The organism is Streptosporangium sp. NPDC020072 (assembly GCF_040631445.1).
Taxonomy (GTDB): Bacteria; Actinomycetota; Actinomycetes; order Streptosporangiales; family Streptosporangiaceae; genus Streptosporangium.
Genome location: NZ_JBEYAB010000001.1, coordinates 678,001 through 690,458 on the forward strand (window position 1 = coordinate 678,001; position 12,458 = coordinate 690,458).

11 protein-coding genes are annotated in these 12,458 nt (G+C 70.4%); 6 read left to right on the forward strand and 5 right to left on the reverse strand.

What is annotated here, in order from left to right; translation table 11 throughout:
* Window positions 1–56 precede the first annotated feature (56 nt).
* The 5 genes from ABZ470_RS03155 (at window position 57) to ABZ470_RS03175 (ending at window position 5,561) form a co-directional block, all read left to right on the forward strand.
* Window positions 57–1,214: an 8-amino-7-oxononanoate synthase gene (locus ABZ470_RS03155; protein WP_362780426.1), complete on the forward strand. Its 1,158-nt coding sequence runs from the start codon at window positions 57–59 to the stop codon at window positions 1,212–1,214.
* Between the two features lie 73 nt (window positions 1,215–1,287).
* The gene (locus tag ABZ470_RS03160; protein WP_352015101.1) at window positions 1,288–2,007 is read left to right on the forward strand and encodes a GntR family transcriptional regulator; all 720 of its coding nucleotides are present in this window, start codon (window positions 1,288–1,290) and stop codon (window positions 2,005–2,007) included.
* Window positions 2,008–2,026: 19 nt separating this feature from the next.
* Window positions 2,027–2,743: a dethiobiotin synthase gene (gene bioD, locus ABZ470_RS03165; protein ID WP_352015100.1), complete on the forward strand. Its 717-nt coding sequence runs from the start codon at window positions 2,027–2,029 to the stop codon at window positions 2,741–2,743.
* A gap of 31 nt (window positions 2,744–2,774) precedes the next feature.
* The gene (gene bioB, locus ABZ470_RS03170) at window positions 2,775–3,770 is read left to right on the forward strand and encodes a biotin synthase BioB (RefSeq protein ID WP_352015099.1); all 996 of its coding nucleotides are present in this window, start codon (window positions 2,775–2,777) and stop codon (window positions 3,768–3,770) included.
* A 138-nt stretch (window positions 3,771–3,908) separates the two neighbouring features.
* Window positions 3,909–5,561 carry an acetolactate synthase gene (locus ABZ470_RS03175; protein ID WP_352015098.1) on the forward strand — a complete coding sequence of 551 codons (1,653 nt, stop codon included), beginning with the start codon at window positions 3,909–3,911 and terminating at the stop codon, window positions 5,559–5,561.
* Between the two features lie 29 nt (window positions 5,562–5,590).
* On the opposite strand, the gene ABZ470_RS03180 is transcribed toward ABZ470_RS03175, so the two are convergent.
* Window positions 5,591–7,231, reverse strand: a complete 1,641-nt coding sequence (locus ABZ470_RS03180; RefSeq protein ID WP_352015097.1) for a protein kinase — start codon at window positions 7,229–7,231, stop codon at window positions 5,591–5,593.
* A 455-nt stretch (window positions 7,232–7,686) separates the two neighbouring features.
* On the opposite strand from ABZ470_RS03180, the gene ABZ470_RS03185 reads away from it, so the two are divergent.
* Window positions 7,687–8,067, forward strand: coding sequence for a hotdog domain-containing protein (locus ABZ470_RS03185; protein ID WP_352015096.1), 381 nt, complete (start codon window positions 7,687–7,689; stop codon window positions 8,065–8,067).
* A 29-nt stretch (window positions 8,068–8,096) separates the two neighbouring features.
* Here ABZ470_RS03185 and ABZ470_RS03190 read toward each other — a convergent pair whose 3' ends face one another.
* From ABZ470_RS03190 to ABZ470_RS03205, 4 genes are all read right to left on the reverse strand, one after another.
* Complete coding sequence (locus ABZ470_RS03190; RefSeq protein WP_352015095.1) at window positions 8,097–8,309, reverse strand: biotin/lipoyl-binding carrier protein; 213 nt, start codon at window positions 8,307–8,309, stop codon at window positions 8,097–8,099.
* Between the two features lie 49 nt (window positions 8,310–8,358).
* Window positions 8,359–9,690, reverse strand: coding sequence for a biotin carboxylase N-terminal domain-containing protein (locus ABZ470_RS03195; RefSeq protein WP_362909621.1), 1,332 nt, complete (start codon window positions 9,688–9,690; stop codon window positions 8,359–8,361).
* Between the two features lie 126 nt (window positions 9,691–9,816).
* Window positions 9,817–11,109 carry an HD domain-containing phosphohydrolase gene (locus ABZ470_RS03200; protein ID WP_352015093.1) on the reverse strand — a complete coding sequence of 431 codons (1,293 nt, stop codon included), beginning with the start codon at window positions 11,107–11,109 and terminating at the stop codon, window positions 9,817–9,819.
* Window positions 11,106–12,413: an HD-GYP domain-containing protein gene (locus ABZ470_RS03205; protein WP_352015092.1), complete on the reverse strand. Its 1,308-nt coding sequence runs from the start codon at window positions 12,411–12,413 to the stop codon at window positions 11,106–11,108. The genes ABZ470_RS03200 and ABZ470_RS03205 overlap by 4 nt, the downstream gene beginning before the upstream one ends.
* Window positions 12,414–12,458 lie beyond the last annotated feature (45 nt).

The following is a 12,458-nucleotide window of genomic DNA, read 5'->3' on the forward strand; positions in this document are numbered from 1 at the left end:
GCGTGGTTTGAGGGGCCGAACGCGAATCGGGCACACCACATTGGGAAAATGCCCCCATGACACATGGGCCCGATCCGCTGGCGCGCTTCCGAACCGCCGCGGTGGCGCGGGAGGCCGCGGGACTCAGACGGGTCCTGCGTGCCCGGGCCTCCGACGACGACCTGGTCGATCTGGCCTCGAACGACTATCTCGGGCTCGCCGGGGATCGGCGGCTCGCCGAGGCCGCGTCCGCGGCGGCCTTCGAATGGGGAACGGGTGCGACCGGCTCCCGCCTCGTGACCGGTTCGACCGTGCTGCACGCCCGCCTTGAGGAACGGCTGGCCGCCTTCGCCCACGCGGAGGGCGCCCTGGTGTTCTCCTCCGGGTACCTGGCCAACCTGGCGGCCGTCACGGCGCTCGGCCGCGACGCCCTGGTGGTCTCGGACGCGGGTAACCACGCCTCGATCGTGGACGCCTGCCGTCTGTCGCGCTCCCCCGTGACGGTCACCCCGCACCGGGACGTGACGGCCGTGGAGAAGGCGCTCGCCGGCCGGGACACCGAGCATGCGATCGTGGTCACCGACGCGCTCTTCTCCGTCGACGGGGACCTGGCCCCGCTGGCCGAACTGCACGCGGCGGCCGTACGGCAGGGCGCGCTGCTGGTGGTCGACGAGGCGCACTCTTTGGGAATCCTCGGGTTCGGAGGACGGGGGGCGGCGCACGCGGCGGGTCTGGCCGGGGAGCGGACCGTTGTGAGAACGGTCACACTCTCCAAATCCCTCGGTTCCCAGGGTGGGGCCGTCCTCGGCGCTCCCGAGGTCATCGAAACCCTGATAAACACAGGCCGTTCCTTCATCTTCGACACCGCTCTCGCGCCGGGGAGCGTGGCCGCCGCACTCGCCGCGCTAGATATCCTTCACAATCAGCCCGAACTGCCCGGACACGTGCTCACCAGAGCGAAGGAGCTGGCCGCCCTGGCCCGCGACCTTGGTCTGGAGACCAACGATCCGGCGGGTGCGGTCGTCCCGATCGTGCTCGGCCAACCCGAGACGGCGCTTCGGGCCGCCGTCATCTGTGCGGAACACGGGGTGCGGGTCGGATGCTTCCGGCCGCCCTCGGTACCGGCCGGCCGCTCTTGCCTGCGGTTGACCGCGCGGGCCAATCTGAGTTCCGACGATCTAGCGGTGATCAAGGGTGCGCTCACCGCCGTGGCCGAGATGAAGGTGACCATGTGAGTGAGCGAAGCGAGCGGACCTGCGGGTGGGACACGGGTCCCGTCGCCCTCGAACCTCCGGACGAGGTGCGGGCGTGACGGAGGAATCCCCCAGAATCCCGAAGTACTACGACGTCAAGCGCAGCCTGCTCGCGCTCACCAAGAGCCTGGCCGCCGGCAGCGCCCTGCCCCCCGAGCGGACGCTCGCGGTGCGTTTCGAGACGTCGCGCACCACCGTGCGCCAGGCCCTGTCCGAACTCGTGGTCGAGGGACGGCTGGTGCGCATCCAGGGCAAGGGGACGTTCGTCGCGCACCCCAAGGTCGCCCAGGTGCTGCAACTCACCTCCTACACCGGTGACCTCAGGACCGTCGGCCTCGAACCCGACACCAAGATCCTCGACATCAGCTACATCACCGCGGACGAGCCGCTGGCCCGGCGCCTGGCGATCAACCCCGGCGGCCGGGTGCTACGGATCCACCGGCTCCGTCTGGCCAACGGAGAGCCGATGTCCATCGACACCACCCACCTGTCCGCCCGCCGCTTCCCCCGGCTCAGGCGCGAGCTTGAGGTGCACTCCTCGCTGTACGAGACACTGCACAACGCCTACAACGTACGGCTGACGGACGCCGAGGAGATCATCGAGACCGTGCTGGCCACGCCGTACGACGCCCAGGTGCTGAGCGTGGACGTGGGTCTGCCGATGCTGCTGCTCACCCGGCACGCCTTCGACGCCGACGGCAACCCGGTCGAATGGGCCCAGTCCCTCTACCGGGGAGACCGCTACAAGTTCGTCACCCGCCTTCGCCGCCCCTGACGTCCGTAAGGTGTGGAGGATGAGCATCCTCGTGATCACCGGGACCGACACGGGAGTCGGCAAGACGATCGTCACCGCCGCGGTCGCCGCGCTCGCCAAGGAGCGCGGCGCCTCGGTCGCGGTGGTGAAACCGGCGCAGACCGGGGTCGGCGCGCTCGACCCCGGCGACCTGGACGACGTCATCCGGCTGACCGGGGTGACCACCACCTTCGAGTTGTCCAGGTTCCCCGACCCCCTGGCCCCCGCGGCGGCGGCCAGGGTCGCTGGCCTGCCCCCGGTCTCCCTCGACCACGCCGCCGCCCGCATCGCCGATCTGGCCTCCTCCCACCGCCTGGTGCTCGTCGAGGGCGCGGGCGGGCTCCTGGTCCGCTTCGACGAGGAGGGGGCGACCCTGGCCGACCTGGCCAGGGCGTTGTCCGCTCCGGTGCTGCTGGTGACGCGGGCGTCCCTGGGCACGCTCAACCACACCGCGCTGACGCTGGAGGCCATGGCGGGACGCGGCCTCGACCTGGCGGGCGTGATCATCGGTTCCTGGCCCGCCGAACCCGGCCTCGCCGAACGGTGCAACGTCGCCGATCTGGAGATGCTCGCCGCCAGGCCGCTGGCGGGCGCGCTGCCCGAGGGCGCCGGATCCCTCGACCGGGAGGCCTTCGCCCGTACGGCCCGCATGGGCCTTGCCCCCGTGCTGGGAGGGGGCTTCGACTCCTCAGCCTTCAGATCCACATTTAGGCTCTAGCCGTAGCCGACGGCCTTCAGAGTGGAGCAGCATGAGCGACATACTCGACATCGCCCGCGTCCAGGTGCTTGAGGAAGGCAGAGGACTCGACGCCGGACAGGCCCTGCGGTGTCTGGAGTTACCCGAAGAGCGAGTTTCCGACCTGCTGGCGCTCGCGCACGAGGTGCGTGTGAAGTGGTGCGGCCCCGAAGTCGAGGTCGAGGGGATCATCTCCCTCAAGACGGGCGGCTGCCCGGAGGACTGCCATTTCTGCTCCCAGTCGGGGCAGTTCAGTTCACCGGTCCGCGCCGCGTGGCTGGACATCCCGTCCCTGGTCCAGGCGGCCAAGGAGACCGCGGCGACGGGGGCGACGGAGTTCTGCATCGTGGCCGCGGTGCGCGGTCCCGACCGGCGGCTGATGGACCAGGTCCGCGAGGGGGTCGAGGCGATCAGGCAGGCCGTCGACATCAACGTCGCCTGCTCCCTGGGCATGCTCACCCAGGAGCAGGTCGACGAGCTGGCCGGGATGGGCGTGCACCGTTACAACCACAACCTGGAGACCGCCAGGTCGCACTTCGACAAGGTCGTCACCACCCACAGCTGGCAGGAACGCTGGGACACCTGTCTGATGGTGCGCGAGGCCGGGATGGAGCTGTGCTGCGGCGGCATCGTCGGCATGGGCGAGACGCTGGAGCAGCGGGCCGAGTTCGCCGGACAGCTCGGCGAACTCCAGCCCGACGAGGTCCCGCTGAACTTCCTCAACCCCCGTCCCGGCACGCCCTTCGAGTCGTTCCCGCTGCTGACGGGTACCGAGGCGCTCAGGACGATCGCGACCTTCAGACTGGCGCTGCCCCGCACGATCCTGCGCTACGCGGGCGGCAGGGAGCTGACGCTGGGCGACCTGGGCACCCGTGACGGCATGCTCGGCGGGATCAACGCGATCATCGTCGGCAACTACCTCACCACGCTCGGCCGTACCCCCGAGGCGGACCTCAACCTGCTGGCCGACCTGCGGATGCCGATCAAGGCGCTCTCCGAGACCCTGTGAGCCGAGGAACCCGCTCCCGGTGCCGTCCGAGGAGCGGGTTCCCCCATGTGACAGGTGGTCAGAGCGTTAGCCGGGGGGAATCTGGGCAGGGTCTCCAATCACTGTCCGGCTAAGTGACTGACTGGTAGGTTGCGCGATATGGAGTCTCCAAAGCACGCGGGCGACATCGCGGTCGCCGTCTCCAAGGCCTACGGGATCGAGACCATGTTCACCCTGTCCGGCGGGCACGTCTTCCCGCTGTACGACGGGGCGGTCCACGAGGGCGTGCCGATCCTCGACGTACGGCACGAGCAGAGCGCGGTCTTCGCGGCCGAGGCGACGGCCAGACTGACCCGCAGGCCAGGTCTGGCCGTGCTCACCGCGGGCCCCGGCGTCACCAACGGCGTCAGCGGCGTGGCGACCGCGCACGCCAACGGCTCCCCCGTCGTGATCATGGGAGGCAGGGCGCCGAGGTCGCGCTGGGGCTCCGGCGCGCTGCAGGAGATGGACCACCCGCCGTTGCTGGCTCCGATCACCAAACTGGCCTTCACCGGCTCCGGGCCCGACTCCGTCGGCGAGGACGTGGAGATGGCCTTCAGGACCGCCCTCGCCCCGCACCGGGGGCCGGTCTTCCTCGACTTCCACATGGACGACCTGTTCTCCCCGGCTCCCCCGCTCGAACACGCGACCAGGACCCTGACCCCCTCACCGCTCGAACCCGACCCCGACGCGCTCGCCGGTATCGCCGCCCTGCTCGCCGAGGCCGAACGCCCGGTGCTGGTGCTCGGCTCCGACGTGTGGATGGACCGGGCGGAGGAGGTCGCCAGGGGCTTCGCCGAGGAGTTCCGCCTGCCGGTCATCCCCAACGGACAGGGTCGTGGCATCCTTCCCGCGGGCCACGAACTCCTGGTCACCCGCGCCCGCGGCCTGGCCTTCTCCCAGGCCGACCTGGTGATCGTCGCGGGCGCCCCGCTGGACTTCCGGCTCGCCTACGGCTGGTTCGGCGGCAAGAACGGCACCCCGCTCGCCAGGGTCGTGCACCTGGCCGACGCGCCGTCGCAGCTGACCCCCCACATGCAACCCTCCGGCGCCGCCGCGGGTGACCTGTCGCTGGTCTTCTGGGGTCTCGGTACGGCCTGCGGCGAGGCGGGCGTCTCCCCCAAGGCGTACGCGCCGTGGCTGTCGAGGTTGAGGGAGGCCGCCGACGCCGCGGTCGCCGGGGACGCCGAACTGCTGGCCTCCGACGCCGACCCGATCCACCCGATGCGGATCTACGGTGAGCTGAACAAGATCCTCGCCGACGACGCCGTGGTGATCGGCGACGGCGGCGACTTCGTCTCCTACGCGGGCAAGTACGTCGAGCCGAGGCAGCCGGGCAACTGGCTCGACCCCGGCCCCTACGGCTGTCTGGGCACCGGCCTCGGCTACTCCATCGCCGCCCGCCTGGCCAGGCCGTCCTCCCAGGTGGCGTTGCTGCTCGGCGACGGCGCCGCCGGGTTCTCGCTGATGGATGTGGACACGCTCGTCCGGCACCGCCTGCCGGTCGTGATGATCTGCGGCAACAACGGCATCTGGGGCCTGGAGAAGCACCCCATGCGGCTGCTGTACGGCTACGACGTGGCGGCCGAGTTGCAGCCGCAGTGCCGATACGACGAGGTGGTGACGGCGCTCGGCGGGGGTGGTGAGCTGGTCACCGACCCGGCGGAGATCGGTCCCGCGCTGCGCCGGGCCTTCGACTCCGGCGTGCCGTACATGGTGAACATCGCCACCGATCCGGCGATCGCCTACCCCCGCAACACGACGGGGGTCTGAACGGCCCCGGATCGCCGGGGCCGTTCAGATCAGGAGGTGCTCGGGCTCGGGCTCGGGCTCGACGGGCAGGCGTCGTTGACCAGGGTGATGTCCACCGGCCGCTTCGCGTCCCACATGGTGCCCGCGCCGGGCCGCTGCTCGACCACCTTCATGCACTGGGTGACGTCGACGTCGGGGCCGATGCTTGAGGCCGCCTTGAAACCGGCCTTCTTGAGCACCGCCTTGGCCGCCTCCTCGTTGAGGCCCATCACGCTCGGCACCTTCTTCTTCACCACCGGCGTCGCGGTCGCGCTCGGCGAGTGAGTCGGGGACGAGGACGGTTTCGGGTTGTCAGCCGTCTTCGTCGGCTTTGCCGTTGGCTCCTCCGGCTCGTCGGATTCGGTCTCCGTCGGAGTGGGGGTCCGCGTCGGGGTGGGCTTCGGCTCGTCGTCCTGGGTGGGCCTCACCGTTGGGGCGGTCGTCTTGGGCGGCCTGTGGGTGGACGGAGGCTTCGCGGCGGAGGTGCTCACGGTCGGGACCACCATGCCCTGGGTGTCCTTGGTGGGGCCGGTCTCCCCCGCGGCCATCGCGTTGATCGCGATCCCGACGAGCCCGGCGCACGCCACGCCCGCGACGGCGAACACCGCGATCGTCCCGCCCTTACGCCGTGGCTTGCGTAAAGCCCGGCGACCACGTCCGGGGACGGAGACGGCGACCTCGGTGGCCGGGCTCCGTGGCGAACTCTCCTGGGGAGGCGTGGTCGCGGGCCCCGTCATCGGCGGACCCGGCTGCGGCGCGGGCTGCCAGGCGGTCTCCTGCACCGCCGGAGGCGGAGTGCCCGCCATACCGCCCTGCTGGCCGGGAGCCGCCGTGGCCTGCCTGGCCGCGGCGCTCATCGCGGCGCCGCTCGGGAAACGCCGGGCCGGGTCCTTGGACAGCGCCCGCTCGACCAGTGCCCGCACCCCGGGCGGGATGTGCGGCGGCAGCGCGGGAGGCTCCTCGCGGATGTGCTTGAGCGCGATGGTGACCGGTGTGTCACCGTCAAAGGGCCGCTGCCCGGCCAGGCACTCGTAGGCGACCACCCCGAGCGCGTAGATGTCCACGGCCGGTGTGACGGGTGCGCCCTCCGCCTGCTCAGGGGCGCAGTAGGCGGCGGTGCCCAGCACCATGCCCGCGTCGGTGAGCCTGCTCGCGGCGTCCGACCTGGCGATGCCGAAGTCGGTGAGCACGAGAGTGCCGTCCGAGCGGACCAGCAGGTTTCCCGGCTTGATGTCGCGGTGGACGATGCCCTGCTCGTGTACGGCCTGCAGGGCCGAGGCCGCCTGGGCGATGAGCTCCATCGCCGCCCCCGGCGCGATGCTCCCCAGACGCGCGAGCAGCCGGTCGAGCGGCTCCCCGTCGACGAACTTCATCACCAGGTATGCCGTCGCCCCCGCGCCGGGCACCTCGTGAACCCCGTAGTCATAGACCTCGACCACTCCGGGGTGGTTGATCGTCGCCATCGCCCGGGCCTCGCCCTGGAACCGCACCAGGAAGCCCGGATCGTCGGTACGGCCGGGCAACAGCACCTTGACGGCGACCGTCCTGGCCAGGACGATGTCCTCGCCGCGCCAGACCTCGCCCATACCGCCGGCGCCGATGCGGGTATCCAGGCGATACCGCCCCGCCAGCGTCGTGCCTTGGGCCACCATGAAAATCCCCCGTAACCCTCTCCGCTCCCGCCTCAGGGCTCTCCAACAAAGCGGATTTGTATCGCGGCAACGTCACGGCGAAGTCACGAAACCCTGTGGGCCGGACAGCTTGTTAAAGGCGCGTGCCGTAGCATGGCACAAATCTCAAAATCTTTGCGGTAATTGTACAGATTGTGGCTTTACCTGCCGGGGGACGAAGCCACTTTGGCGGTCACGACCAGAAAACGGCAGGTCAGGACAGCCGCGATCAGCCGCTCAGCGAGCCGTGTTCCGAACAACGCGCCGACCAGCCACGTACAGTCACCTGAACCACCATTCGGCGGCGGCAGCGGGCGCAGTAGCGGGGCGGCTCGAAGGCACGGGCGGCGAGACAGGCCGCGTGGTCTCCCTCATCCGAAGGACGACCGCAGTGATCGCAGTAGGGGGTCACAGGATCAGACCCTATGCTGGCCCGCATGACGCTCGCTCCCGGTATGCACGCCCGGCTGCTCATCATGGTCGAGAGGAGCGACACCGCGACGAAGGTCGGCAGCGGGGACGTCCCCGTGCTGGCCACCCCGCGGCTGCTCGCCTTCGCAGAACGCGCGACCGTCCAGGCGATCGGGGACGCCCTCGGACCCGGTCAGACCTCCGTGGGGACGAAGGTCACGCTGGAACACCTGGCCGCGAGCCCGGTCGGCGCCCACGTCGAGATCAGCGCCGAGCTCACCGCGGTCGAGGGCCGTCGCCTGTCGTTCGTCTTCACCGCCCGCGACCGCGACTCCGTCGTCGCGACGGGCACGGTGGAGCGGGTGATCGTCGACCGCGAGCGTTTCCTCGCCGGTCTCACCCGCTGACCCCCGGCCGCGCCGTCCACCCCGCGGGTCTACTCGATGACGGCGATGAGGTCGCCCTCCTGGATGACGTCGCCCTCGGCCACCTTGAGCTGGGCGATGACCCCCTCGTCCTCGGCGATGACGGGGATCTCCATCTTCATGGACTCAAGGATGACCAGGGTGTCGCCGTCCTCGACGGTGTCGCCCTCGGAGACGAGGACCTTCCAGACGTTGGCCACCATCTCAGCGTGTACTTCAGCCACCGGAAACTCCTATCAATCACTGTGATTCAACTGTGCCAGACGGGATGACTCAGGCCCTCATCCGGGAGACCAGCCCGGTGTCGTAGCTCCCGTCAACGAACTCGGGGTGTTCCAGCAGCTCCGCGCAGAACGGCAGGTTGTTCTTCGGTCCCTCGACCTTGAAGTCCGCCACCGCCCCGCGGGCGCGCTCCAGGGCCTCGGCCCGGGTCTGGCCGTACACGCACAGCTTGGCCATCAGCGGGTCGTAGAACGGGGTGACCGTGTTGCCCTCGGTGTAGCCCGAGTCGACCCTGACACCCTCACCGGACGGCTCCGACCAGACGGCGATCTTGCCGGGGCCGGGGAAGAAACGCTTGGGGTCCTCGGCGTAGACCCGGAACTCGATCGCGTGGCCACGCGGGGTGGCGTCGAGGTCGGTCCGCTCACCCGCGGCGATCCGCAGCTGCTGCTCGACCAGGTCGATCCCGGTGACGAGTTCGGTCACCGGATGCTCGACCTGGAGCCTGGTGTTCATCTCCAGGAACACGAAGTCCTGCTTGTCGGCGTCGACCAGGCACTCGACGGTGCCCGCGCCGAGGTAGCCGACCGCCTCGCCGGCCCTGACCGCGGCGGCCAGCATGCGCTCGCGCAGTTCCTGGGTGATGCCGGGGGACGGGCTCTCCTCGACGACCTTCTGGTGACGGCGCTGCACCGAGCAGTCACGCTCGCCCAGAGCGAGGACGGTACCGTCGGTCAGGCCGAGGATCTGCACCTCGACGTGGCGGGCCCGTTCGATGTAGTGCTCAAGCAGGATGGCGGGTGTCCCGCCGAAGCGGGCCGCCGCCCTCGACGCCTGTTCGAACGCCTTGGCCAGCCCCTCGGCGTCGTGGGCGACGCCCATGCCGATGCCGCCGCCGCCCCCGGCCGTCTTCACCATCAGGGGGTAGCCGATCTCCTCGGCCGCCGCGACCGCCTGTTCCAGGTCGGTGACCGGGGTACGGGTTCCCGCGGCGACGGGCACGCCCGCCTCCTCCATGAGGTTCCTGGCGTTGATCTTGTCACCCATCCGCTCGATCGCCTCGGGAGATGGGCCGATCCAGACAATTCCCGCCTCGGCCACGGCCCTGGCGAACGCGGCGTTCTCCGAGAAGAAGCCGTACCCGGGGTGGATCGCCTGCGCGCCCGAATCACGGGCGGCCCGCAGGACCTTCTCCGCGTCGAGGTAGCTCTGCGCCGGGTTCGCGGGCCCCAGGAGGATCGCCTCGTCGGCCTCCCTGACGAACGGCAGATCCGCGTCTGCCTCGGAATACACCGCGATGGCCCGCAGGCCCATGCGCTGGACCGTACGGATGATCCGTCGTGCGATTTCGCCGCGGTTGGCGACCAGAACGGACTCGAACACTGTGGTGGACCCCTTTCGACCGCTCCACCTTATGACCGGCTTCCCCACTCGGCCCTTCGTCTGAGCCACCGATCACGGCAACACGATCTGTAGGAAACCCACAACAGTGCGAGGAAACCGTACGGCTCAAAGTCTGTTGAGGCAGGCCAGCCTGCCGACGACGCGGGTCATGGCCTCGACGACCTCGGGGTCGTACTCCTCCCCCGCACCGAGGTGGAGCCGTTCGAGCGCCGCCCCCGCCCGGTCGCGGTCGACGGACCCGCCGACCAGGTCGTCGTAGGCGTTGGCCGCCTTGATGACACGGCTGGCCACCGGCGGGTTCTCCGCGCAGCCGTCGCACTGACGCCGCACGATCTCGGCGACGCGGTCGAGCACCCCGGTCTGGCGGATCACCTCCGCCCCGAGTTCGGCGATGCGCCTGGCCTGCTCGGGCTCGGTGAGGACCGTGGCTCCGCCGGGGATCGGGTCGCGCAGGGACAACTGCCCGATGTCGTGCATGAGCGCGGCGTACTCCAGGTCGAGCAGCTCGGGCTCGGCCATGCCCAGCTCACGGCCGGTCGCCACGGCCAGGCGGCTGACCCGGTGGGAGTGCCCCGGCTCGACGTAACCGCCGACCTCGGTCACCCGCGCCAGCGCCCTGACCGTCTGCAGGTAGGTCGCCCTGATCCCGGCGTACTTACGGAAGGCCACCTGGGTGACCAGCAGGGGCGCGGCGAAGACCAGCAGCGCGGCCATGTCCATGCTGTGCGAGGCCAGCGCGAGCAGGATGCCCGAGGCCGCAACCGCCGCCCACAGCGGAGCCGCCATCCGCAGCTCGTCCTGTACGGCGACGCCGAAGGCCGCCCGCACCTGCTCGGCCCGCAGCACGGCGGCCAGCAGCACGTCGACCAGCACCATCACCAGGACGAGCAGGCCCATCACCCCGAGGGCGGGCCACCAGCCCCCCTCCGGACGTTTGGCCAGTTCGAACAGCGGACCGGCCAGCGGCCGGTAGGCCAGGGCGAGCAGGGCGCCGGTGAACAGCCTGCGCGCCATGGCGTCCGGGCTCGGCGGCCTGCCGACCGCCAGATGCGGCAGCGCACCGGCGATCATGCCGACCGTCAGCACCGCGATGACCTGCAGGGCCGTGTGCCTGGCCGGGACGCCCCCCAGATCCAGCAGCAACGTGTAGCCCAGGGCGGCGGCGGCGCCGATCGGCGCGACCTCCCTGTTGCCCGGCATCGTGAGCCTGGCCAGCTCACCCGCGGCGATCAGCGCGCCGAACCCGACGGCGACGCTGGGGGCGGTCAGACCGGTCGCGGCCGTGTGCGCGACCCCGGCGACCGCCAGCAGACCGGCCGCGCAGATCAGCAGGAGCTGACCGGAGTCGAGCCGCCGGAACGTCCTGGTGGCCAGGGTTGTCGTGGTGGTGCTGCTCACCGCTCGGGCACCACCTGGATGGGCATCGTCGGATCGTCGTGGTCCTTGGCGGTCGTCTCCGCCGTGTCCTCGGGGGGCGCGACGACCTTGCGCGGCGCCTCCCAGCCGTGACGGTCGACGGCCTTGGTGAAGGCGACGACCATCTCCGGGTCGAACTGGGTGCCCGCCCCTTTGCGCAGTTCGGCCATGGCCACCTCCACGGGACGGGCGCCCCGGTAGGAGCGGTCGGAGGTCATCGAGTCGAAGGCGTCGGCGACCGCGATGATCCGGGCGAACTCCGGTATCTCCTCCCCGGCCAGCCCCATCGGGTACCCCTTTCCGTCCTGCCGCTCATGGTGGTGCATGATCCCGGCGAACGCCTCGTCGAGGAAGTCGATGCCCCGCACGATCTCCAGCCCGCGCATCGGGTGCAGCTGGATGGCGGCGTACTCCTCCTCGGTGAGCGGCCCGTCCTTCTGCAGCACCTTGGTCGGCACTCCCAGCTTGCCCACGTCGTGCAGCATCCCGGCGTAGCGAATCGCCCGCAACCTCTCGGAGCCCATGCCGATCTCCTGGGCGATCATCCCGGAGGCCAGCGAGACCCGGGTGCAGTGGCCTCGGGTGTAGTAGTCCTTGGTCTCCACCGCCTGGCACAGCGCGGCGATCGTGGCGTCGTAGGAGCGTTGCTGGGCGAGGTACTGGCCGAAGGCCCAGCGGGCGACGAAGAGCGGCAGCAGCACGAGCACCGCGGAGATCGAGTTGACCGTGGCCCACAGCCCGGCGATCAGCAGTCCGAAGGTGGCGTAACCCAGGTAGGAGACCATGAACTGGGCCAGTCCCCGCAGCGGAGGCACCTGGTCGGCCTGCCCGGTGACGACCAGGACGATCGCGATGAGGACGAAGTTGAGCGGCACGAAGACAGCCGCGGCCCCGGCGAACGGCACGATCAGGTCGTCGAACCCGGCGATGTCCGGCAGCCTGGCCCTGCCGCCGAGCCACTCGTAGGCGCAGCCCGCGGCGTAACCGCAGATGGCGAACTGGGCGCCGTTGAACAGGCGCTTGACCAGCGGCAGCCCGGGACGCACGCTGAAGACGGCCGTCATGCCGACCAGCGCGGCGCCCTGCGGCCCGACAAGCACCACGGCGGCGAGCGCGGCCGAGAAGCTGACCGAGACCGCCGCCTGCTTGACGTTGAGCAGGGTCGGCACCGACTCGCACACCAGGAACAGCAGGGCCAGCACCAGGAGGTTCGACCAGTCGAGCCACTCCAGACGATCGCTTCCCGCCACGCTGTATCCGAGCAGCGCGCACGCCACTCCGATCACAGCGACCAAATAGACCTTGGCAAACCACGGCAGTCCACGCAAAGC

What these genes read in the sequence shown, in the direction of transcription:
- ABZ470_RS03155 (WP_362780426.1), top strand. Translation starts at nt 57, where the DNA reads ATGACACATGGGCCCGATCCGCTGGCGCGCTTCCGAACCGCCGCGGTG.
- bioD (WP_352015100.1), top strand. Translation starts at nt 2,027, where the DNA reads ATGAGCATCCTCGTGATCACCGGGACCGACACGGGAGTCGGCAAGACG.
- bioB (WP_352015099.1), top strand. Translation starts at nt 2,775, where the DNA reads ATGAGCGACATACTCGACATCGCCCGCGTCCAGGTGCTTGAGGAAGGC.
- ABZ470_RS03175 (WP_352015098.1), top strand. Translation starts at nt 3,909, where the DNA reads ATGGAGTCTCCAAAGCACGCGGGCGACATCGCGGTCGCCGTCTCCAAG.
- ABZ470_RS03180 (WP_352015097.1), bottom strand. Translation starts at nt 7,231, where the DNA reads ATGGTGGCCCAAGGCACGACGCTGGCGGGGCGGTATCGCCTGGATACC.
- ABZ470_RS03185 (WP_352015096.1), top strand. Translation starts at nt 7,687, where the DNA reads ATGACGCTCGCTCCCGGTATGCACGCCCGGCTGCTCATCATGGTCGAG.